Source organism: Pseudomonas sp. GM60, assembly GCF_000282415.1.
GTDB lineage: Bacteria > Pseudomonadota > Gammaproteobacteria > Pseudomonadales > Pseudomonadaceae > Aquipseudomonas > Aquipseudomonas migulae.
On record NZ_AKJI01000169.1, the window covers coordinates 1 to 22,095 of the forward strand.

Below are 22,095 nucleotides of genomic sequence, written 5' to 3' on the forward strand. Positions count from 1 at the left end.
CGGGTAGCGGCTGCCACTGCGCGGTGCGTCCTGCACGGCCGCGAGCGAACCGCCAGCCCAGAAGCAGATGGCACGGAACACCGACACCATGTCGTTGACCAGCTTCCAGGCGTCGGCCTGAGTGGTCAGTGCCAGGTTGCAGGTAAAGCGCGGCTCCATGGCGCCGTATCCGTCCGGCACCAGCACATCGCAATACTGGGCGATGCTGTAGAGCGCGTACTTCTCGATCAGCGTCGAGTCCAACAGACCGCCCAGCCCGTACCGGGAGTTGGTCAGCATGTCGTACCAGATCCACGCCGGGTTGTCGGTCCAGGCCCTGACAAACGATCCATTCCACGAACCGGTATAAGCCCGGGTCAGCGGGTTGTAGTTGCTCGGAATAAGAACCTTGATGCCTTTGATCAGGAACGCCATACGCGGAATGCTGGCGAACTGCTGGGCGTCAATCGAGAGCCCCAGCATGGCGGTATTCGGGTAGCGCAGCTTCTCATCCCAAATCAGCGTCATGCTGTCGAAGAAGGACCGGTTTTGGATCGCGGCGCTGCCCGAGTCGGCCGTCAGCCTGGTAGCCCGAACGTAACGCGGCAGTCCGCCAGATGCCGGCAGACGCAGGTAATAGGAGAACTGCGTGCGGCTCATGGTCTTGCCGCCAACCGCCTGATCATTGCACAGTGGAATCCAGCCGCCGGTGCCGAGCTTGCCCTCCAGTCGAAACCAGAATTGAGAACCGTTGGTGTCGCCGTTCGAAGTGTTTTGTTCAGAGAGTTGCGGGGTGCTGAGCGTGATCCGAACTGCGTCAGCGTCTGGATCGGTGATTGCGCGCTCAATGGAGACGGCATACTTCATCTCTACGCCAACCGACTGCTCAGCCTCAAGCCCGGTGATCGGCATGTACGCCTGCCATTGGGTGCCGAGGCGCGTGTCGATGCTGACGTTGCTGAAGTTGTAACTGGTGTCCGAGTTCTGAAGCGGGACGTCGTCGAAGAAGATGCCCTGATCGCCGCCGACGATCCCTTCGATTTCTCCTTCACTGATCGCGTGCAGTACGCGCACATGCTGACGAGAGCGAAGGCTGTCGGGCGCCTCGACGGCTGCGCGCGAAGAACCACTCCCGCCGCCACCCTTCCCGCCCCCACCTTTGCGACCAACAATGACTTCGCTCATGCGGGAATCGCCTCTGCCCAGGTGCCGATTGCCACAACGCTTGAGCCGACCAGCATTTGCCCGTAAACAACCGGAACCGGCAAGCCTTGTTGTGTTGAGTTGAATGCGCCGTTGAACAAATACGAGGGCTTGTTTTCGGTAATGCCCTGCTCTTGCTGCCCTGGCGCTTTGGGAACTGGCGTGAGCATTTGAACCACGCCACCGAGGACCATGGAGACGCCCATCATGACCATCGCGGTACCTACAGGCGCGGCAGTCCCTAAGCTACCGCCGGCAACGATAAAGCCTGCAACGATCATCACGGCGCCGAGCACAACTTGGAATAATCCGCCGTTCTTGCTGCCGGAAATGACAGGCACGATACGAATCTCCGTCGTACCGCTCAGGGTGAATTCGCCCTCGCCGACGTTTTCGCGGTTACGGAAGATGGCGAAGCGCAGGCCTCGCCGGGCCGAGTCACGAATGAAATCCTCAAACCCGACGAGTGTGTGCTTCAGTGCGCTGAATGCCTCGACAACCGTCCCGGTCTCAAGCTGGCGATAGTGCTGACGACCAAAGGCCTTGGCCAAGCTGCCGGACAGCAAAATCAGGGTCATGGTCTTGTTGGTGTCAGCAGGCATACTTTTCTCCGGGCAACAAAAAACCGCCCGGAGGCGGCTTCTTGTTTTCTATGGGTTAGATACAGGTTTTGGCAGCATCCTTCCATCCTTGGGTTCCCGCCCAGTCCATGGGGAGGAATACGCGAACAGATGATCCGGTGCTGTTTTCGTCAATGACCGCTAGCGCGACGATCCCAGTGAATGCGGCCGATGCAGCGATCTTGTAGCCTGTTTCGGTTTCGATGGAGCTGGTGGACGAATTGAATTCCTGCCACTTCGGTGACAAGCATCGCGCCAGATTCTGCGGGGTCTTGCTGGACACTCCGGAGTAGGCAGGAGCATCTTCTTGGAGACCGGCCGTGGTACAGCCGACGAGCGCCATCATGAACAGTGCAGCAATAACCTTCCGCATATCGAGCCTCCATTTGTTTTGGCGACTCTAACAGTGAAGTTGCGCACAAATACAGGCCCTACCCTTTGTAGGTGAGGAAGTGCGTCGTGCGCTCTCGGAATGCTGCGCCGTACACCTCGCGACAGCTCAGGCGTCCATAGAGGTGATGAAGCAGGATATCGCCGTCCAGCCAAATCGCGCCGTGGCATGGCGTCGGGCTGCCAATGGCCATAATCACCACATCGCCATTGCGCGGAGTGCTGGTTTCGACAAAGCCGGCCTTGGCGAAGTTCTCGACGTAGAGATTCCCGCCGTTGTGCCACCAGTCATCCTGGCGGTAGAAGTCCAACAGTTCGATGCCGCGCTCCTGTCGGTAGTAATCGCGGATCAACGTGTAGCAGTCGATCGCGCCGTGGACGAACACGCGACCTTCGAGCGGCATCTCGCCGTCGGCCGGCATTTCGTGCCAGGTCGCCAGACCGTCTTTCAGGCCGACAATCCACCACGCCATACGGCTGACTGCGTGACTGGCGATATCATGCAGGCTGGGCTCTGGCCCGGCATCAGGGTGAGAGTGCACGACAGCGATGATGTCGCCCGAGTCTTCAGCGGCCGCATAGTCTTCAGGGTGCAGGATGAAGTGATCCAGCTCTTCCGACTGATTGCGGCACGGGATGTATCGAGGCTTACCGAGGGCGTTGATGACAAGACCGACAGCCTCACGCGGATACTCGGCCAGTGCGTGCGCCTCGGCGTCAGCCCGGCATTTATTGAGCAGTTCGGTCATGGTCAGAGTCTCGGAACGCGGGAAATACCCGGGAAGCCCCCGAAGGGAAGCTCGGTATATTGACCAAATCGCAATTTGCAGCCCGTCATGGTGCGGCTGCATTGGTCTTTGGCCGGATCACTGGTTGGGTTGTTGGCATAGTCCGCCACCGGCGGGCCGGCGTAACCGCACTCACCAGAGCGATAGGCCCAGAGGCAAGTGCCAGCCACCACCTGGCGGCGCGGCAACTTGACGCCCTGCAGATCGAGCGGCGAGCCAAGATCGAATTCAATTACGGCCGGCGTCTCGTTGACCTTGCGGGTAATGAACCATGTCTCAACCGGATATTCCTCGGCAGGGTTGGCCGTCGGGTTGCCGCCTACAAAGTTCACAGCATCCAGATACTTGACCAGCGTGCGACGCCGTTTGAGCTTTGCCCACAACAGGTCTTCATACTGCCGGCACAGCGCGGAGATCGTGCCGCCGAAGTTACCAACCTGAAGCTTTGGCCGGGCCGGAGAGCCCTGACTTGGAGTGCTAAATTCTAGTGCCTGGAGCGGCCATGGCGTATAGGTAACTCCCTGCCAAATTACCGACCCCAATATCTCGTTGGTGCCTGCGTGAAAGTGAAATGTCTGGTCCGGAAGGATCAGATCGAATCCTTCCCAGATCGACAGGCCCCTCGCAAGCGATAGCTGACCTTGAAGTTCGCTCACTCGTACACCTCCTCAAATGTCACCGTAAACCCATGCACAGCGAAAGAAGTGTCTGTCCGTTTCCATTCACGACAAACAAAAACCCCGGCTGGTTGGCCGGGGTGCGTGTACTTGAATGCTTCAACAGCGCCACGGGCGGATATGAAACTCTCAATGGCATCGATTTCTTCTGTTTTTCGCGTGAACACCAGATCGAACTTTCGTGGCTGGCGATTGATGCCCGAGCCTTGTCGCTGCTCGTAGTTATCACCGAATTTTATAACCTTGACGTTAGGGGTGACGGTTTTGGTGGCGTCATAGCTGGCCAGCCAAGTGAACTCCAGCATGATTACTCCTCATCCACTTAGTTGCCCACCGTTACGACGAGCGTTGGCGATTTCCTGACGGCAGACTACTTTTATGGCTTCAGCCAGGCGAGCCGGATCAGGTGCGGAACCTCCGCCTTCGCTGGCATCAACGGTGACACTGATATTGATTTGGCTTGAATTGCCACCGAGAGCTCTAACTCCGAGCGCGCCATCTGCCGTCCGTGTAAGTGGCATGATTGCTTCGGGCCCAGCCTCCCCCATCACACCAGTCTGTCCGCCGGACATTCCAAAAGCAGTCGGCTTGCTGACTACGCCATTGGAGAAGGCGCCGCCGTTGGCGAACATTTGCACGCCGCCGGACCAGGCGCCGCCTTTGGCTTGCGCAGCAGACCAGTTCTGGTACGCCGAGCCGGTGTAGTCACTTTGCGCAGATCCTGCAGTTGAGCCTCCACCAAAGTACGAGCCCGCCGCGCTGGCTGCCAGACCGAACAGCCCGCTCAAGGCCGAGGAGCTCGCCTGCCGCACCGCAATCCGCGCCATATCGGCAAGTACGGATTTGGCGAAATCGGCAAACGACAATTTCCCTGTCATGGCGAAATTGACGATCGCATCCTCCATAGAGCTGAACGCATTATCGAATAGACTGCGAGTCTGCCCCGCTACGTCCTTGGCGCTATCGAGATAGTCCTGCCAGGCGCCACGCGCTCCGTTTGCCCAATCGGCTTGGGCGGAGTCCATCTGTGCCCAACCTTCCTCCATTGCAGAAACCTGCTTCGGAAGATACTCGTTGGTGAGGTCTATCTGATCCTGAAGGGCTTTGCGCTGCTGGTCCGTAGTAGCGGTCGCCAACTCAGTACGAAGGGCAAGCACCTTGTCATTGGTCTGCCGCTCCAGCTCAAGGCGTTCCTGATAGCGAGCTGAGTCCTTGCTGCCCATACCTACCGAAGCGGCTTGAGCATCGTATTGCTCACGCTGGTTATTTAGCTGTCGCTCAAGATCAGCTTGATACTGGATAGCTTGCGAGAGCCCGTTCGCCGAGTTAACCGCCTCGTTGAATTGGCTGGCGAGCCATGCGGTGGCCTGGCCGTATTCCTGCTGTGTGATTTTTCCATTCTTGAGCAGGAGATCGACTTGGGTCGTTTGCTTCCGGAATTCATCAGCAGCAGCGCTGACGGGATCATAGGTCTGGCGCAACTGATCAAATGCCGTTGCGGCTTGTTTCAGTTGCTCCTTGAGCTTGTTCTGAGCCTCCGTCGCAGACTTGGTGGTGCCATTCAACTGGGCAACCTGTTTGTCGATCGCAGCGATTGCGCGCGCGTAACGATCAGCGTTATCAGGATCCGTGGTCATGGCCTTAGCCAGTGCGGCCCGATCCTCCTGAAGCTTGTTCAGGCGGTCATATGAATCCAGCAACTTCTGAGTAGCAGCGGTGCCACCGGCGCGAGCGGCAGCAACTTTCTGTTCCTGCTGCTCGACCTGCTTGTTTCCCTCGACGAGTTTTTTATCGCCCCAACCACGCAACTCTGTGTAGGCCTTGTAGCTGGCCAGGCGCTCATCAGACGCTTTCTTCGCCGCTTGAAGGTCCTGGCCGAACATGTCACCAACAAAAAGCGTTGGGTTGGCCGCGAATTTGTTCAGACCACCGTCAGCTTTGTTGTAAGCATCCAGCGACCGGTTGGTGCTTTCCTCGCTCGCGACGCCAGCCAGGTGCTGCTTCTTCTTGTCACCTGAGAAAAACGACGTGACCTGCTCAAGGTCCGCCATCATTGCCCGAAGATCGTTCGGCAACTGCGCCAGCCCGGTCGCCGCAGCGCCGGTCAACTTAACGACCAGTGCCGCGAGATCAGCCATCCCCTGCTGAAAGCCAGGGTCTTTAACGATGTCACGCAACCCGTCGAGCGAGTTTTGGAGCGGGCTCATATCGACATTGGCGAGGCCCGAAACAAACTCGTTGCGCAGCCCCTCTGCCTGGGCTTGCAGGTCCTGAATGATCTCGTTCGCCCGCACCAGGTTGGCAATCTGCTGCGGATCCATCGCAATGCCGAAGTCTTTTGCTTGCGCGAGATATTTGCGCAGGCTCTCGCCACCGTTGTCGAGTAGCGGGAGCATGCGCGAAAGGTCGTTACCAAAGCTTTCGAGGATGTTGATCTTTTCGGACTGGGTTGCCACGGACTTGAGGCCGTCAGCGATCGCCAGCAGCTGCTTGTCCGGAGACATTGCCGCCAGACTTTCTGCCGAGAGCCCAAGCTTTTTCAGTCCTTCGATTGCCTCGCCGCCGCCGGTAATTACCGCGTCACCGATCTTGTCGCCGATATCTTTGAATATATCGGCCATCTTGTCGCCGGCCAGCCCTGCGCGCTCTGCTGCGTACTGCCACTGCTGCAAAACCGTCGTGCCGATACCCAGCGACTTTGCCCAGCGATCCGTCTCAGTGGTCGCCGCGGCGGTGTTCTTCAACATCACCAGCGAGGCGGTGCCAACGCCCAGAGTCGCAGTCACAACGCTGGCCAATGCACCACCGATCTTTTTGCCGGCCTCTTCCGCGCGGGCCTGCATTTCCTTCATGCGCTTTTCAGTGACACGGCCTGCCTTGTCCATGCCCTGCTCGAAGCCGCCGATGCGGGCGATCAAGTCCAGCGTCAGAGTCCCAAGCGAGCGGGTAGCCATGGATTACTTCCTATTGAGAGCCGGGTCAAACCCATTCGGCCATTGCCGTTTCGAGCGAGACGCCTGTTTTTTCTTGATGCGGCATGAAGTCGATCAACTCCGCTTTGCCACCGCCCATGCGATGCACTTGCAGCGCGACGATCGCGCCCATCTGTTCTGCACGGGTGGCCAGATTGAACGAGCCATGCCGATTGCGGTAAGCCACCCATGCCATCGCCTCGGCGTAACTGATTCTGGACTTGGCCTCCGCCACCGTTCGCCCGCCGACTCCGTTCAGCACCAGCTCGTGCCAAAACTCATCGGCGGCCGTCAGTTTTTTGCGCGGTCCGCCCCGGTGTTGTTCACCTCATGGACCGCGCCGAGAATCGCCCAACCAAGACCTGGATCAAGCCGATAGGCGTCCTCGTAACCACAACCCGATCGCCCTGGCTGTGCACCGAGCCAACCACCCTCAGACCGCGCACTATGTCGCCGACGTGTTTGAGGTGGACCCGGTACACGCCACCGGCGGCCAACCGGTCGGAATCCTCTGGGCCTCGCCCGACTGCCGCCACCACAGTAAGGCCAAGGGCGGCGCACCGCGTGACCGCGGGGTTCGCGGGCTGGCCTGGGCTGTGGTTCGCTGGGCGCACGCCACCCGGCCGCGCCTGATGTTCCTGGAGAACGTCGAAGAGTTCTGCGACTGGGGGCCGATCGATGAGGAAGGCCAGCCAATCAAGGCCGAGCGCGGGCGCACCTTCAAGTCGTTCATTGCAGCGCTCAGCACCGGGCTCCCTGCAGATCACCCTGACATGCCGGAGATTCTGGAGTCGATAGGCGAGTTCGTTCCGGCGGAAGCTCTGGTGCGGGGCTTGGGCTACAACGTCGAATGGCGTGAACGTATCGCTGCCAACGCCAGCGCCCCTACCATCCGCAAGCGGTTGTATTTGGTAGCCCGCAGCGATGGCAAGCCTATCGTCTGGCCAGCGCCGAAGCGCCACAAAAATCCTACCGCAAAGCAACTGCCCTGGCGCACCGCCGCGGAGTGCATCGACTGGAGCAACCTGGGTCGCACCATCTTCCGCGACAAGCCAATGGCAGAGAACACCATGCGCCGCGTGGCCAAAGGCTGCTGGCGCCATGTGTTAACCAGCGCGAAGCCGTTCATTGTCCCGATGAGGGGCACGTCGGAATCACACACCAGCACCCACGGTGTGGACGAAGCGCTTTCGACCATCAGCGCGGGCGGCACGCATCACGCATTGGTGCAGCCGGTGGCAGCGCCGTTCCTCACCGAGTGCGCCAACGGCTCATCTCAACGCAACTTCGACGCGCAAGAGCCACTGCGCACGCAGGTCGCACAGGTCAAAGGCGGCCACTTCGCGATGGTTGCCGCACATATGACGGCCTTTGGGCAGAACGCCGTCGGCAGCTCGCCGGACGAGCCAACACAGACCGTGCTGGCCGGTGCAGCGCGACACGGTGTCGTCGCTGCGTTCTTCGAACAGGCGAATGGCGGGTATTACAAAGGCGACGGCCGTTCGGCCTACGACCCGATCTCGACTATCTGCCAATCCGGCGCCAATCAGCGACTGGTGAACGCCTACCTGGTGAAGTACTACGGCAACGAGAAGGACGGCATATCGCTCACCGAGCCGATGCACACCCTGCCGACGAAGGATCGCGTTGCACTGGTCGAGGTGGTGCAGGTTCCTGACACACTGACGCCGGAGCAGCTGGAAGGCGCCCGCCGCTGTGCCGCATTCATGCACGAACATCTGCCGGAGCACTTCAAAGACCCGGCGGACCTGGTCATGGTCGGCGGCTATGTGCTGGTGGACATCACTCTGCGCATGTTGCAGCCGCCTGAGTTGAAGGCAGCCCAGGGCTTCGACAAGGACTACATCATCGATCGTGGCCTGTTCGTCGATCCAGTCACCGGAGCCGAAGAGTGGCGCGACATCAACAAAACGGACCAGGTCCGGCTGATCGGCAACAGCGTTTGTCCGGATGAGGCCGAAACACTGGTCAGCGCCAACGCCGCCGACATCATCGAGCTATACCAGCGCCTCGCGGCGTGACCTCTCGCAACACTCCACCGCCCGGGCATGCCCCGGCAAAGGACGCCCAATGCCCGACATCTTCTGGCGCCTGGTCGCCAAGCTGCTTGCACACCCGGCCATCGCCAACTGGCTAATCACCCGCGCCCAGCGAACCCCGTACCTGCACATCATGTCCGCCGACGGCGCCGAGATGTACATGGGCCGCTGGTGGCTGTTCAACCCCTACGACCGCGATAGTCACCGATCCAGGCTCTGGTGGTGCCCATGGTCTGTGCGGATCCACCACATCAAGCGGCCAGACAATGACCGCGACCTGCATGACCACCCGTGGAACGCTCGCACGATCATCCTGCGCGGCGGCTACACGGAGCAGCGCCTGCTCGATCACGAAGACCCTGTCTTGTCAGGTCTGAACGTTCCAGCATCCGCCCAAGCAACCGAGTACATCGACCGGTGCCCGGGCGACACAGCGTCACTGAGCTATGGCGAGTACCACCGGATCGACTCCGTTGCCGAGGGCGGCGCCTTCACCCTATTCATCAGCGGCCCATACCAAGGCACCTGGGGTTTTCTGGTCAACGGCATCAAGGTCCCTTGGCGTACCTACACGGGTACGGACAATTGAAGAGGTCCTTCAAAGTGAGCGAGCCAAAAGTGATTTACCTCGGCCCTGCCTGTGAGGCTGAGACCGGTGACGGCAGGACCTGGGCAGAGGATAACCCTTGGCCTGATTGCGAATGCGGCCACCGGCCGGTGCAGTACGTGCTGGGCGAAACCTTCGACCGGGTGGTTGCCGAGCGTGATGCCCTGCAACTGCGCCTGAACGCAGCGGATCAGCGGATTGATGAGCTGACCCAGCAGCACCCGGAAGACGGTCAATTGCTGATCGAAGACCACCGACAGTTCATCGCCGGTGAATATGAAGACCTCGTCGACCAGGCGTCCGACTTTCAGGATCGGGCCTATGCCCTGGGGATTGTCCGAGGCAAGCTTAAAGCCGCCGCTGCAATCATCGGCATCGAGCGCATGCCTCCAATGGAGTACGACGAGCCATGATCGACGGGAGCTCAGAAGAGCAGTTCGATAGTTACTTCGCCCTGCCGGTCAGAATCAATATCTCCGAAATGCTGTAACTCCCTCCCCCTTCAAAGTCAGCCGCTATAGCGGCAAGGACGAAGTCATGCTCAAAGAATACCTGGCCGCCCTGCTGGACGGCATTCAGTACCCGGCGGATCGAAGCATCACCAAGGACCAGATCGAGGCCGCCAAGGCCGCCGGACTGGTAATCGTCTTCGGCGCCAGCGATGACCTGATGGAGCTCGAAGGCGCCATCCGCGACGAGTTCGGCTGTTACGACGGCGGTACCGCGCTGATCGATGCCGAAGGCCTGCTGCCCGAGCGGGAGAACATCGAGGATGACGACGAGCTTCGGGAGTACTTCAAGCGCAAGCCTATGGCCAGAAAGATCGAGGCACTCTGGTGCAAGGAGGACGGCTACTCCTGGACTTATTCAACCGATATTCCCCACTCGACCTTCGATGTGCTGGATGGTGAGGATCACTACTGCCGCGGCATTGTGTTCGCGCTGGCTGATCTCGGCCCGCAGGTGACGTCATGATCCTGCGCGAACAGTTCGAAGCTGCTGTCATTGCCCGCATGAAAGAAAGCGGGTTCCTCGAGGTCGAGATACGCGTGGAGTGCCTGGGCCGGTCTGGTGACGGCTATTCCGACGGCTCGGTCGATGCCTACTGGCACTTCTGGAATGAGTCCCGCGCTGTTGTAGTGGTGGATATGCCGCCAGCACCAGCCGAGCCGGAAGAGCCTGAGTGCGCAATCGATGACAGCCACATGGACGCCTATCACGCAGCCCAACGTATGCGGAATGCCTGCGCAAAGGCCATCGAAGCCGCCGGCCTGAAGGTGACCCCATGATCTTCGCCCCGCTCTACATGCTCTGGCACATCTACAAGGGGCCGCGGCGATGACCCGAGAAGTAACTGAACTCGACTTCCGAAAGCCCGAATTTCGGCACGCCAAGGTCGAGGAGTACGAATTCCGCGATGACGGCGCCCTGGTGCGCAAAGATCGCTGGGTCTGTGGCATTCGCCAAATCAGCAGCATCGTGGGCAACCGTGGCGGCTTTGAGGTTGATGATGTTGTCGAGCAGGTCCGCCAGCTCGCCGGGAACTGGTGCCCACCAGATCCCGAGGAAGACCCAGGATTGGATCGAATCGATATTCGCCTGTCCTGCGGCAGCGTGCTGGCTGGCTGCGAGCGTGTCGGACCATTCGCCTATCACTGGTCGTTCGGGGCCATCGACTTCACAAGCAAGGACTTCGGCGCTGATGTCATCGAGTGGCAGGCGTCGCCAGCACAGCCTGTCGCAAAGCCCTAACCCAATCCACCTACCAGCCTGCCGGTGAACGGCGGGCGAGGAATTCGTATGGCCGATCAAAAACACCATCTGCGGGAAGCAGCGGTTGAGTCGATCTCAGATATCGCACAGCACCTGCCGCTCGACTGTGAAATGTTTCTCGTCGCTTGCCGGCCAGGCAAAGCCGATTTTGACCTGGTGCTGCCATCGCCGGAGGCGAATCTGAACAACGCGCTCGATGCGCTGCGGCGCCAAGGTTTGAGCATCGACGGCGACAACGCCTACAAGCGCGACCTGCTTGATTCTGCTGTTGGTGCCTTGGCTCTTGGCGCGCAGAACTCCAACCCGCCACCGCCCGGCCACTGGGGAACGCGCTTTTGGGAGATTGGCCGGGAAGAGCGCGCACTCTGCGAAGAGCTCGTCGAGGTACTGACGGGCGTCCTCAAGCGCTGCGACAAAGAGTTCGGTGGCATGGGGTATGTGGGCGTCGATGGCCAGTACCTGAAGACCATCCGAGCAGCCATCGCCAAAACCACCCAATAACCACCTTCTGCTGCAACACGCGGCATGGAGCATTCATGAGCAAAGTTACCCTGGACGAATGGGCAGCGGCCGAGTTCAAGACGCCACCCAGTCCCAACACCTTGCGTAAATGGGCGCGAGAAGGCCGGATCGCACCGGTACCGGTCAAGCACGGGCGCAACTACTATGTAGAGTCTGACGCCCACTACCAAGAACCTGGCCAGCAGCCCGTCCGGATTGTCGGCGGCAGCCTGATCAGCAGAATAGAGAGAGCACGCAATGGCGCCCAGGCCGCGTAACACCGGGTCAAAGGATCTTCCGCCCAATCTCTACCGCAAGACCGACGCCCGCAACGGCGTCACCTACTACACCTACCGAGACCCGATCAGTGGCCGCGTGTTTGGTCTGGGCAAGGACAAGGAGGCGGCCATTCGCGAGGCCGTCACCGCCAACCATGCCGACGCACTCAAGCCAACCCTAACGGAACGCATCAGCACCCCGGCGCCAGCGCCGGGCAAGCTGTTCTCGGATTGGCTGGTGGAATACCGTGAGCTGTTTGCCGAGCGCAAGCTCTCCGCCAGCAGCAACAAAAACGTGGGCATGCGGATCAACCGCCTTGATGCGGTATTCGGTTCGAAGGGAATCAAGGACATCACAACGATGGATGTGGCCGATTACCTGACAGGCATGGCCAAAGAAGGAAAGGCGCAGATGGCCCGGGCGATGCGCTCGCTGTTGCGAGACGTGTTCGTCGAGGCCATGGCCAGGGGATGGGTCGGCGCCAACCCGGTCGAAGTGACGAAGGCAGCGCGGGTGAATATCAAGCGCGAACGACTGACGCTGGAACTGTGGAAGGCAATATACGAAGAAGCCGAGAAGCCGTGGCTGCGCCGAGCGATGGAACTGGCGGTACTGACCGGTCAGCGCCGCGACGACATCGCATCGATGCTGTTCAAGGATGTTCACGACGGTTTCCTGCACGTTGTGCAATCAAAGACCGGTGCCCGTCTTCGGATCAGTACCGAGATTCGCTTGGAGTCTGTCGGTCTGGACCTCAATCAAGTGATCAAGCAGTGCCGCGATCGCGTTCTGTCACAACACCTGGTGCATCATGCCCAGGCCCCGGGGCGGGCTAAGGCTGGCCAGCCGGTGGTGCTGGACACCTTGAGCTCTGCGTTTGCGGAAGCTCGCGACAAGGCAGGCGCGAAGCTGGGGATAACTTTCGGCCGGCAGCCACCGTCCTTTCACGAACAACGATCCCTGGCCGCACGGCTGCATGAGGCTGAAGGTCGGGACGCCCAGAAACTGCTCGGTCACCGCTCGGCCACCATGACCGATCTGTACCGCGACAGTCGAGGCGCTGAGTGGATCGACGTGGCATAATCGGTGGCTGAATTTTAGGGCGATATTGGGGAAGTTTTGGGGAAGAATTTATGCCCAATGAAATCAAGCACTTAGAGCTTTACGGCATCAAAGCCTGCGACACCATGAAAAAGGCGCGCACCTGGCTCGATGAACACGCTGTCGGCTATGACTTTCATGATTACAAAACGGTCGGAATCGACCGTGAACACCTGAGCCAATGGTGCGACGAGCACGGCTGGCAAGTGGTGTTGAACCGTGCAGGCACGACCTTTCGCAAGCTCGACGACGAACGCAAAGCCGATCTCGACCAGTCGAAAGCCATCGAACTGATGCTCGCACAACCCTCGATGATCAAGCGCCCGGTGCTCGATCTCGGTGACCGAACCCTGATTGGCTTCAAGCCAGATATCTACGCGGCAGCGCTCAAGTAAGCCAGCCCGTTCAATTTTGTTAGAGGTATTTACATGTCCACTTCCGTATTCAGCCTGGCCTTTGGTGTCGGCACTCAAAATCGTCAGGGCGCATGGCTCGAAGTGTTTTACGCTCAGCCGCTGCTCAACCCGTCGGCCGATCTGGTCGCGGCCATCGCGCCGGTTCTGGGTTACACCGAAGGCAATCAGGCCATCGCGTTCAGCACCGCCCAGGCTTCGCAACTGGCTGAAGCACTGAAAGGTGTCGACGCAGCCCAGGTCGCCCTGCTGACCCGTCTGGCCGAAAGCCACAAGCCGCTGGTCGCCACCATTCTGGCCGAAGATGCGCCGCTGACTTCCACGCCTGAGGCTTACCTCAAGCTGCACCTGCTGTCCCATCGCCTGGTCAAGCCGCACGGCCTGAACCTGGCCGGCGTGTTCCCGCTGTTGCCGAACGTCGCATGGACCAGCCAGGGCGCGATCGATCTCGCCGAACTGGCCGAACACCAACTGGAAGCCCGTCTGCGCGGCGAGCTGCTGGAAGTGTTCTCGGTCGACAAATTCCCGAAAATGACCGACTACGTCGTGCCGGCCGGCGTGCGTATCGCTGATGCCGCCCGTATTCGTCTGGGCGCTTACGTCGGCGAAGGCACCACCGTGATGCACGAAGGTTTCGTCAACTTCAACGCCGGTACCGAAGGCCCGGGCATGATCGAAGGCCGCGTTTCCGCTGGCGTGTTCGTCGGCAAGGGTTCGGACCTGGGCGGCGGTTGCTCGACCATGGGCACCCTGTCGGGCGGCGGTAACATCGTGATCAAGGTTGGCGAAGGCTGCCTGATCGGCGCCAACGCCGGTATCGGTATCCCGTTGGGTGACCGCAACACCGTTGAGTCGGGCCTGTACGTGACCGCTGGCACCAAAGTGGCGCTACTGGACGAAAACAACAAACTGGTCAAAGTCGTGAAGGCTCGTGAACTGGCCGGTCAGCCGGACCTGCTGTTCCGCCGCAATTCGGAAACCGGTGCCGTGGAATGCAAAACCCACAAATCGGCGATCGAATTGAACGAAGCGCTGCACGCTCACAACTAAGCCACACGACCACCCGCACCTGTGTAGGAGCGAGCCTGCTCGCGATGGACGTCAACGATAACGCGCGGCATCAGACAGCCCGTGTCGTCCGCTCGATCATCGCGAGCAAGCTCGCTCCTACATAGGTCAGGCGTACAGGCGAACAGGCGAACACCATGATGATTCTCTCTCCCTGGCGCGCCGATTTTCCGGCCATCGCCGCCCTGCAACGGCAGGACCAGACCTATCTGGACAACGCCGCCACCACGCAAAAACCTCAAGCCCTTCTGGATGCCCTGGCGCATTACTACGCCAATGGCGCAGCCAACGTGCATCGGGCGCAACACTTGCCCGGCGCGCATGCCACCCAGGCGTTCGAGGACAGCCGCAATAAAGTCGCGCAATGGCTGAATGCCGGTGATTGCGGGCAGATCATCTTCACCCACGGCGCGACCTCTGCGCTGAACCTCCTGGCCTATGGCCTGGAACACCTGTTCAATCCGGGCGATGAAATTGTCATCAGCGCCCTGGAGCACCACGCCAACCTGCTGCCATGGCAGCAACTGGCTCACCGTCGCGATCTGAAACTGGTGATCCTGCCGCTGGACGCCGACGGCTTGATCGACCTGGATGCCGCCGCCGCGTTGATCGGCCCGCGAACCCGCTTGCTGGCGGTCAGTCAGCTGTCCAATGTGCTCGGCGCCTGGCAGCCATTGCCCGCGCTGCTGGCGATGGCCAAGGCACACAACGCGTTGACCGTGGTCGATGGCGCCCAAGGCGTGGTCCATGGACGGCACGATGTGCAGGCGCTGGGTTGCGACTTTTATGTTTTTTCCAGCCACAAGCTCTATGGCCCCGATGGCCTGGGGGTGTTGTTCGGCCGTCATGAGGCGCTCAAGCAACTGCGCCATTGGCAGTTCGGCGGCGAAATGGTGCTGGATGCGGATTACCAGCACGCGCGCTTTCGTCCTGCTCCGCTCGGTTTCGAGGCTGGAACGCCGCCGATCTCCAGCGTGATTGGTCTCGGGGCGACGCTGGATTACCTCGCCGGCCTCGATCAGGACGCGGTTTCGGCCCATGAAGCCGCGCTGCATGACTATTTGTTGAAAGGTCTTGAGGCGCGCGACGGCATTCGCTTGCTGGGCAAACCGCAACTGGCCCTGGCGAGTTTTGTCGTCGAGGGTGTGCATAACTCTGATCTGGCGCACTTGCTGACAGAACAGGGGATCGCGGTGCGCGCCGGTCATCATTGCGCGATGCCGCTGCTGAAAAGCTTTGAACTGGCCGGGGCGATTCGGGTGTCGTTGGCGCTTTACAACGATTCCGAGGACCTGCAACGGTTCTTTGATGCGCTGGATCAAGCGCTGGAGTTGTTGCGATGAACCTCCCCGCTGATGCCGAAATGGCGCTCGAAACTTTTCAGGCCGCCGCAGGCTGGGAGCAACGCGCGCGACTGCTGATGCAATGGGGCGACCGGCTGCCGGCGTTGAGCGATGTGGATAAAGTCGACGCCAACCGCGTGCATGGCTGTGAAAGTCAGATGTGGCTGGTGGGATCGTTGCAGGACGGTCACTGGCAGTTTGCCGCGAGCAGCGATGCGCGGTTGATCCGCGGGTTAGTGGCGTTGTTGCTGGCGCGGGTTAACGGGTTGTCGGCTGCCGAATTGCAACAGGTGGATTTGCCGGACTGGTTCAACCAGCTGGGACTGTCGCGACAGCTCTCCCCTTCGCGCAGCAACGGCCTCAACGCCGTGCTCCAGCGAATGCGAGAACTCGCCCTGTAGGAGCCGGCTTGCTGGCGATCCAGGCGCCGCGGTGTGTCAGGAAAACCGCATTGCCTGGATCGCCAGCAAGCCGGCTCCTACAAAGTTGTGTTTCATGCCTCTGGTTTGATTTTGTCCGCCGGGCGCCGCACACCCGCCACAATCTTATCCACAGCCTTGGTCGCCGCGACCATGCCGAACGTCGCGGTCACCATCATCACCGCACCAAACCCGCCCGCGCAGTCCAGCTTCACGCCATCCCCGACAAAACTCTTCTGCAGGCAAATGCTGCCGTCCGGCTTCGGATAACGCAGCTGCTCGGTGGAGAACACGCACGGCACGCTGTAATGGCGGGTCACGGTGCGGGAGAAGTTGTAATCGCGGCGCAGGGTCGAGCGCACTTTCGAGGCCAACGGGTCGTTGAATGTGCGGTTCAGGTCGCAGACCTGGATCAACGTCGGGTCGATCTGCCCGCCCGCCCCGCCGGTGGTGATGATCTGGATCTTGCGGCGTTTGCACCAGGCGATCAGCGCAGCCTTGGCGTTGACGCTGTCGATGCAGTCGATCACACAGTCGATGTTCGGCGTGATGTATTCGGCCATGGTGTCGCGGGTGACGAAATCCGCCACCGCATGCACCGTGCAATCCGGGTTGATCCCGCGCAGGCGCTCGGCCATCACCTCGACCTTGGACTTGCCGACGGTGCTGTCCAGCGCATGCAACTGACGGTTGGCATTGCTGACGCAGACGTCGTCGAGGTCGAACAGCGAAATCTCGCCCACGCCACACCGCGCCACCGCTTCCGCAGCCCAGGAGCCGACGCCACCGACGCCAACAATCGCCACGTGCGCCGCGCGCAGACGCTCTAGCCCTTCGATGCCATACAAACGGGCGATGCCTGCAAACCGCGGATCTTCTGTACTCATGACCATTACCCCAAAAACCGGCGCGCATTATAGGGCCACACGCCAAAAGATCTAAGCTACAAGCGACAAGTGTAAGAACTTATGTGAAAGCCGATTGCCCAATGTCGTGCAATTCCCTGTCCGATGTACGTTCAGTGAACTGCCGGTGTAGGATGCGCGCCCCTTGGCGATCGCCAACCGTTCCTTCGTTCCACAGCCTTTGGAACCCGAAATAGCTATGTCATCGCGTAAATTTGGACTCAACCTGGTCGTGGTGCTCGCCATCGCAGCCTTGTTTACCGGCTTCTGGGCGCTGATCAATCGCCCGGTCACCGCCCCCAACTGGCCTGAACAGATCTCCGGTTTCTCGTACTCGCCGTTCCAGCAAGGCCAGTATCCGCAGAAAGAGCAGTACCCGACCGACGATCAAATGCGTCGCGATCTGGAGATCATGAGTAAGCTGACGGACAACATCCGTACCTACTCGGTCGATGGCACCCTGGGAGACATTCCCAAACTGGCAGAGGAATTCGGCCTGCGGGTTACCTTGGGGATCTGGATCAGCCCGGACCTGGAACGCAACGAGCGGGAAATCACCCGGGCCATCGAAATCGCCAACTCCTCACGCAGCGTGGTTCGTGTGGTCGTAGGCAACGAGGCCATCTTCCGTAAGGAAATTACCGCTGCCGAACTGAGCGTGCTCCTTGATCGCGTTCGCGCTGCCGTGAAAGTGCCGGTCACCACGTCCGAGCAATGGCACGTCTGGGAAGAACACCCGGAACTGGCCAAGCACGTCGACCTGATTGCCGCGCACGTCCTGCCTTATTGGGAATACATCCCGGTGGACAAGGCCGGCCAGTTCGTCCTCGACCGCGCTCGCGACCTGAAAAAGATGTTCCCGAAAAAACCGCTGCTGCTCTCGGAGGTTGGCTGGCCGAGCAACGGCCGCATGCGTGGCGGCACCGATGCGAGCCCGGCAGATCAGGCGATCTACCTGCGCACGCTGGTGAACAAGCTTAACCGCCAGGGTTTCAACTACTTCGTGATCGAAGCGTTCGACCAGCCGTGGAAGGCCAGTGACGAAGGTTCGGTGGGCGCGTATTGGGGCGTGTTCAACGCTGCGCGCCAGCAGAAATTCAACTTCGAAGGCCCGGTCGTCGCGATCCCGCAATGGCGCGTGCTGGCCATCGGCTCGGCGGTGTTGGCCCTGCTGTCCCTGACCTTGCTGATGATTGACGGCTCGGCCCTGCGTCAACGTGGCCGCACCTTCCTGACTTTTATCGCCTTCTTGTGCGGTTCGGTGCTGGTGTGGATCGGCTACGACTACAGCCAGCAATACAGCACCTGGTTCAGCCTGACCGTAGGATTTCTCCTCGCACTCGGCGCACTCGGGGTCTTTATCGTACTGCTGACCGAGGCGCATGAACTGGCCGAAGCAGTCTGGACCCACAAACGCCGGCGTGAATTCCTGCCGGTGGTGGGCGATTCGGACTACAGGCCGAAAGTGTCGATTCACGTGCCGTGCTACAACGAGCCGCCGGAGATGGTCAAACAGACCCTCAACGCCTTGGCCAACCTCGACTATCCGGACTTCGAAGTCCTGATCATCGACAACAACACCAAGGACCCGGCCGTCTGGGAGCCGGTGCGCGATTACTGCGCAACCCTCGGCCCGCGCTTCAAGTTCTTCCACGTCGCACCGCTCGCCGGCTTCAAGGGCGGCGCGCTGAACTACCTGATTCCGCACACCGCCAAAGATGCCGAAGTGATTGCGGTGATCGACTCTGACTACTGCGTCGACCCGAACTGGCTCAAGCACATGGTGCCGCACTTCGCCGATCCGAAAATCGCTGTGGTGCAGTCGCCGCAGGATTATCGCGACCAGAACGAAAGCACCTTCAAGAAGCTCTGCTACGCGGAATACAAAGGCTTCTTCCACATCGGCATGGTCACCCGTAACGACCGCGACGCGATCATCCAGCACGGCACCATGACCATGACCCGGCGCTCGGTGCTCGAGGAACTCGGCTGGGCCGACTGGTGCATCTGCGAAGACGCCGAGTTGGGCCTGCGCGTGTTCGAGAAAGGCTTGTCGGCGGCGTATTACCACACCAGCTACGGCAAAGGCCTGATGCCCGATACCTTTATCGACTTCAAGAAACAGCGTTTCCGCTGGGCCTACGGTGCGATTCAGATCATCAAGCGTCACACCGCCAGTCTGCTGCGCGGCAAGGACACCGAGCTGACCCGTGGCCAGCGTTACCACTTCCTCGCGGGCTGGTTGCCGTGGGTGGCGGATGGCATGAACATCTTCTTCACCGTGGGCGCACTGTTGTGGTCGGCGGCGATGATCATCGTGCCGCAGCGGGTCGATCCGCCGTTGCTGATTTTCGCGATCCCGCCATTGGCGCTGTTCGTGTTCAAGGTCGGCAAGATCATCTTCCTCTACCGTCGCGCCGTTGGCGTGAACCTCAAGGATGCGTTCTGCGCGGCGCTGGCCGGGCTGGCGTTGTCGCACACCATCGCCAAAGCGGTGCTGTACGGCTTCTTCACCAGCAGCATTCCGTTCTTCCGCACGCCGAAAAACGCCGACAACCACGGCTTCTGGGTGGCGATTTCGGAAGCGCGTGAAGAGATGTTCATCATGCTGCTGTTGTGGGGCGCGGCGCTGGGGATCTTCCTGGTGAACGGGCTGCCGAGCAACGACATGCGCTTCTGGGTGATCATGTTGCTGGTGCAGTCGCTGCCGTACCTGGCGGCGCTGATCATGGCGTTCCTGTCCTCGCTGCCCAAACCGGCCGTCGAGGCCGAAACGGCACCGGCAGTCTAAATCTTTGCAGATGCACTAAACGGCGGCCAATGGCCGCCGTTTTGCTTTAAGATAACCGCCATTTTGCAGGCCCTTGGCCCCAATGGCCTGACCCAAATACCTGTAGGAGCGAGCTTGCTCGCGAAAAACGCAAGGGCAACGCGGTCATCCAGATTTCACGCGTAATCGTTAACGTCCATCGCGAGCAAGCTCGCTCCTACATTTTTACAGTTTCCGGAGTTTTCCATGACGGCCCACGCCGACCTTTCGCCGACCCTTCAACTCGCCATCGACCTGATCCGCCGTCCGTCCGTGACGCCGGTCGACGCCGATTGCCAGAAGCAGATGATGCAGCGCCTGGGCGATGCCGGTTTTATGCTTGAGCCAATGCGCATCGAAGATGTGGATAACTTCTGGGCCACCCACGGCAAGCACGACGGCCCGGTGCTGTGTTTCGCCGGCCACACCGACGTGGTCCCGACCGGCCCGGTGACCGCCTGGCAGATCGACCCGTTTAACGCGCTGATCGACGAACACGGCATGCTCTGCGGTCGTGGCGCAGCGGACATGAAAGGCAGCCTGGCGTCCATGACCGTGGCCGCCGAGCGCTTCGTCGCCGACTACCCGGATCACAAGGGCAAAGTCGCGTTTCTGATCACCAGCGATGAAGAAGGCCCGGCGCACCACGGCACCAAGGCGGTGGTTGAACGTCTGGCGGCGCGCAAGGAGCGTCTGGACTGGTGCATCGTCGGCGAACCGTCGAGTACCACGCTGGTCGGTGACGTGGTCAAGAATGGCCGTCGCGGTTCCCTCGGCGCCAAGCTGACCGTACGCGGTGTGCAAGGTCACGTCGCTTATCCGCACCTCGCCAAGAACCCGATCCACCTCGCCGCCCCGGCGCTGGCCGAACTGGCCGCCGAGCATTGGGACCACGGCAACGATTTCTTCCCGCCGACCAGTTTCCAGATTTCCAACGTGAATTCCGGCACTGGCGCGACCAACGTGATCCCCGGTGATCTGGTGGCGGTGTTCAACTTCCGCTTCTCCACCGAATCCACCGTCGAAGGCCTGCAGAAACGCGTCGCCGATATCCTCGACAAGCATGGCCTGGACTGGCACATCGACTGGGCGCTGTCCGGTCTGCCATTCCTCACCGAACCGGGCGCGTTGCTGGACGCCGTCGCGTCGAGCATCAAGGACATCACCGGTCGCGAAACCAAAGCCTCCACCAGCGGTGGCACCTCCGATGGCCGCTTTATCGCGACCATGGGTACACAGGTGGTTGAACTGGGCCCGGTCAACGCGACGATCCACCAGGTCAACGAGCGCGTGCTGGCCGCCGACCTCGACGTGCTGACCGAAATCTACTACCAGACCCTGATCAAGTTGCTCGCCTGATGCTCGCCTGCCCGATCTGCAGCGAACCGCTGAACGCGGTGGACAACGGCGTGGCCTGCCCCGCCGGGCATCGTTTCGACCGCGCGCGCCAGGGTTACCTAAACCTGTTGCCGGTGCAGCACAAGAACAGCCGCGACCCTGGGGATAACCTGGCGATGGTCGAAGCCCGGCGCGACTTCCTGAACGCCGGCCATTACGCGCCGGTGGCCAGGCGTCTCGCTGAGCTGGCAGCGCAATACGCGCCGCAGCGCTGGCTCGACATCGGTTGTGGCGAGGGTTACTACACCGCGCAAATTGCCGAAGCCTTGCCGAACGCTGACGGTTACGCGCTGGACATCTCCCGGGAAGCGGTCAAACGCGCCTGCAAACGCAACCCGCAGCTGACCTGGTTGATCGCCAGCATGGCGCGGGTGCCGTTGGCGTCCGGCAGTTGTCAGTTTCTCGCCAGCGTCTTCAGCCCGCTGGACTGGGAAGAAGCCAAGCGCCTGCTCAGCCCCGGCGGCGGCTTGATGAAAGTCGGGCCGACCAGCGGCCACCTGATGGAATTGCGCGAGCGGCTGTACGACGAAGTGCGTGAGTACACCGACGACAAGCATCTGGCCTTGGTGCCGGACGGCATGGCGCTGCAACACAGTGAAACCCTGGAATTCAAGCTGACGCTTGCAAGTGGTCAGGATCGCGCCAACCTGTTGGCCATGACGCCTCACGGCTGGCGCGCCAGTGCCGAACGCCGGGCGGCGGTCATCGAGCAGACCGAGCCGTTCGAGGTCACTGTTTCGATGCGCTACGATTACTTTGTTCTTCAATCTTAATTTTTGGTCTTGAGCAG

General features: G+C 60.6%; 25 protein-coding genes. 16 read left to right on the plus strand and 9 right to left on the minus strand.

Annotation, left to right across the window (positions count from 1 at the left end):
• The 8 genes from gpJ to PMI32_RS00920 form a co-directional block, all read right to left on the minus strand.
• A partial coding sequence (gpJ, locus tag PMI32_RS00950) for a TipJ family phage tail tip protein (RefSeq protein WP_008035433.1) occupies positions 1-1,164 on the minus strand: 1,164 nt, incomplete at its 3' end.
• Entirely contained in the window at positions 1,161-1,784 is a 624-nt protein-coding gene (locus PMI32_RS00945; RefSeq protein ID WP_008035442.1) for a tail assembly protein, read from the minus strand. The genes PMI32_RS00945 and gpJ, both read right to left, overlap by 4 nt.
• Positions 1,785-1,839: 55 nt before the next feature.
• Positions 1,840-2,175, minus strand: coding sequence for a hypothetical protein (locus PMI32_RS00940; protein ID WP_008035443.1), 336 nt, complete (start codon positions 2,173-2,175; stop codon positions 1,840-1,842).
• A gap of 58 nt (positions 2,176-2,233) precedes the next feature.
• Entirely contained in the window at positions 2,234-2,941 is a 708-nt protein-coding gene (locus PMI32_RS00935; protein WP_008035445.1) for a C40 family peptidase, read from the minus strand.
• Between the two features lie 2 nt (positions 2,942-2,943).
• Positions 2,944-3,636, minus strand: a complete 693-nt coding sequence (locus PMI32_RS00930; protein WP_008035446.1) for a phage minor tail protein L — start codon at positions 3,634-3,636, stop codon at positions 2,944-2,946.
• The gene (locus tag PMI32_RS00925; protein WP_008035447.1) at positions 3,633-3,962 is read right to left on the minus strand and encodes a phage tail protein; all 330 of its coding nucleotides are present in this window, start codon (positions 3,960-3,962) and stop codon (positions 3,633-3,635) included. The genes PMI32_RS00930 and PMI32_RS00925 overlap by 4 nt, the downstream gene beginning before the upstream one ends.
• 9 nt (positions 3,963-3,971) lie before the next feature.
• Positions 3,972-6,611, minus strand: coding sequence for a phage tail tape measure protein (locus tag PMI32_RS29420; RefSeq protein ID WP_008035448.1), 2,640 nt, complete (start codon positions 6,609-6,611; stop codon positions 3,972-3,974).
• A 25-nt stretch (positions 6,612-6,636) separates the two neighbouring features.
• Positions 6,637-6,891 carry a phage tail assembly protein T gene (locus PMI32_RS00920; protein ID WP_008035449.1) on the minus strand — a complete coding sequence of 85 codons (255 nt, stop codon included), beginning with the start codon at positions 6,889-6,891 and terminating at the stop codon, positions 6,637-6,639.
• Between the two features lie 151 nt (positions 6,892-7,042).
• Here PMI32_RS00920 and PMI32_RS00915 point away from each other — a divergent pair, with 151 nt between their 5' ends.
• The 13 genes from PMI32_RS00915 to PMI32_RS00860 all read left to right on the plus strand — a co-directional run bounded on the left by PMI32_RS00915 (position 7,043) and on the right by PMI32_RS00860 (position 16,175).
• Positions 7,043-8,671 carry a DNA cytosine methyltransferase gene (locus PMI32_RS00915; protein ID WP_008035450.1) on the plus strand — a complete coding sequence of 543 codons (1,629 nt, stop codon included), beginning with the start codon at positions 7,043-7,045 and terminating at the stop codon, positions 8,669-8,671.
• A gap of 49 nt (positions 8,672-8,720) precedes the next feature.
• Entirely contained in the window at positions 8,721-9,278 is a 558-nt protein-coding gene (locus PMI32_RS00910; RefSeq protein ID WP_008035451.1) for a hypothetical protein, read from the plus strand.
• 14 nt (positions 9,279-9,292) lie between these two features.
• Complete coding sequence (locus PMI32_RS00905; protein WP_008035452.1) at positions 9,293-9,709, plus strand: hypothetical protein; 417 nt, start codon at positions 9,293-9,295, stop codon at positions 9,707-9,709.
• A 124-nt stretch (positions 9,710-9,833) separates the two neighbouring features.
• Entirely contained in the window at positions 9,834-10,271 is a 438-nt protein-coding gene (locus PMI32_RS00900) for a hypothetical protein (RefSeq protein ID WP_008035453.1), read from the plus strand.
• A complete protein-coding gene (locus tag PMI32_RS00895) occupies positions 10,268-10,585 on the plus strand; it encodes a phiTE_015 family protein (RefSeq protein WP_008035454.1) in 318 nt (105 codons plus the stop codon). The genes PMI32_RS00900 and PMI32_RS00895 overlap by 4 nt, the downstream gene beginning before the upstream one ends.
• Positions 10,586-10,634: 49 nt before the next feature.
• Positions 10,635-11,048 carry a hypothetical protein gene (locus PMI32_RS00890; protein ID WP_008035455.1) on the plus strand — a complete coding sequence of 138 codons (414 nt, stop codon included), beginning with the start codon at positions 10,635-10,637 and terminating at the stop codon, positions 11,046-11,048.
• Between the two features lie 48 nt (positions 11,049-11,096).
• A complete protein-coding gene (locus PMI32_RS0129315; protein WP_008035456.1) occupies positions 11,097-11,570 on the plus strand; it encodes a hypothetical protein in 474 nt (157 codons plus the stop codon).
• 35 nt (positions 11,571-11,605) lie between these two features.
• A complete protein-coding gene (locus PMI32_RS00885) occupies positions 11,606-11,848 on the plus strand; it encodes an excisionase (RefSeq protein ID WP_008035457.1) in 243 nt (80 codons plus the stop codon).
• Entirely contained in the window at positions 11,829-12,932 is a 1,104-nt protein-coding gene (locus tag PMI32_RS00880) for a phage integrase Arm DNA-binding domain-containing protein (protein ID WP_008035458.1), read from the plus strand. Before PMI32_RS00885 ends, PMI32_RS00880 begins: the two co-directional genes overlap by 20 nt.
• A 50-nt stretch (positions 12,933-12,982) precedes the next feature.
• Complete coding sequence (locus tag PMI32_RS00875) at positions 12,983-13,345, plus strand: ArsC family reductase (protein WP_008035459.1); 363 nt, start codon at positions 12,983-12,985, stop codon at positions 13,343-13,345.
• A gap of 33 nt (positions 13,346-13,378) precedes the next feature.
• Complete coding sequence (dapD, locus tag PMI32_RS00870; protein ID WP_008035460.1) at positions 13,379-14,413, plus strand: 2,3,4,5-tetrahydropyridine-2,6-dicarboxylate N-succinyltransferase; 1,035 nt, start codon at positions 13,379-13,381, stop codon at positions 14,411-14,413.
• Positions 14,414-14,568: 155 nt separating this feature from the next.
• Positions 14,569-15,774, plus strand: a complete 1,206-nt coding sequence (locus PMI32_RS00865) for an aminotransferase class V-fold PLP-dependent enzyme (RefSeq protein ID WP_008035461.1) — start codon at positions 14,569-14,571, stop codon at positions 15,772-15,774.
• Positions 15,771-16,175, plus strand: coding sequence for a SufE family protein (locus PMI32_RS00860; protein WP_008035462.1), 405 nt, complete (start codon positions 15,771-15,773; stop codon positions 16,173-16,175). Before PMI32_RS00865 ends, PMI32_RS00860 begins: the two co-directional genes overlap by 4 nt.
• 92 nt (positions 16,176-16,267) lie before the next feature.
• Here PMI32_RS00860 and tcdA read toward each other — a convergent pair whose 3' ends face one another.
• Positions 16,268-17,086, minus strand: coding sequence for a tRNA cyclic N6-threonylcarbamoyladenosine(37) synthase TcdA (gene tcdA / locus PMI32_RS00855; RefSeq protein WP_008035463.1), 819 nt, complete (start codon positions 17,084-17,086; stop codon positions 16,268-16,270).
• A gap of 211 nt (positions 17,087-17,297) precedes the next feature.
• Here tcdA and PMI32_RS00850 point away from each other — a divergent pair, with 211 nt between their 5' ends.
• The 3 genes from PMI32_RS00850 to PMI32_RS00840 all read left to right on the plus strand — a co-directional run bounded on the left by PMI32_RS00850 (position 17,298) and on the right by PMI32_RS00840 (position 22,078).
• Positions 17,298-19,889 carry a glycosyltransferase gene (locus PMI32_RS00850; RefSeq protein ID WP_032829235.1) on the plus strand — a complete coding sequence of 864 codons (2,592 nt, stop codon included), beginning with the start codon at positions 17,298-17,300 and terminating at the stop codon, positions 19,887-19,889.
• Between the two features lie 225 nt (positions 19,890-20,114).
• Positions 20,115-21,266 (plus strand): succinyl-diaminopimelate desuccinylase, encoded by a 1,152-nt coding sequence (dapE, locus tag PMI32_RS00845; protein ID WP_008035465.1) that lies wholly within the window; start codon positions 20,115-20,117, stop codon positions 21,264-21,266.
• On the plus strand, positions 21,266-22,078 hold the full coding sequence (locus tag PMI32_RS00840) for a putative RNA methyltransferase (protein ID WP_008035467.1): 813 nt from the start codon (positions 21,266-21,268) through the stop codon (positions 22,076-22,078). Before dapE ends, PMI32_RS00840 begins: the two co-directional genes overlap by 1 nt.
• Positions 22,079-22,095: the final 17 nt, after the last annotated feature.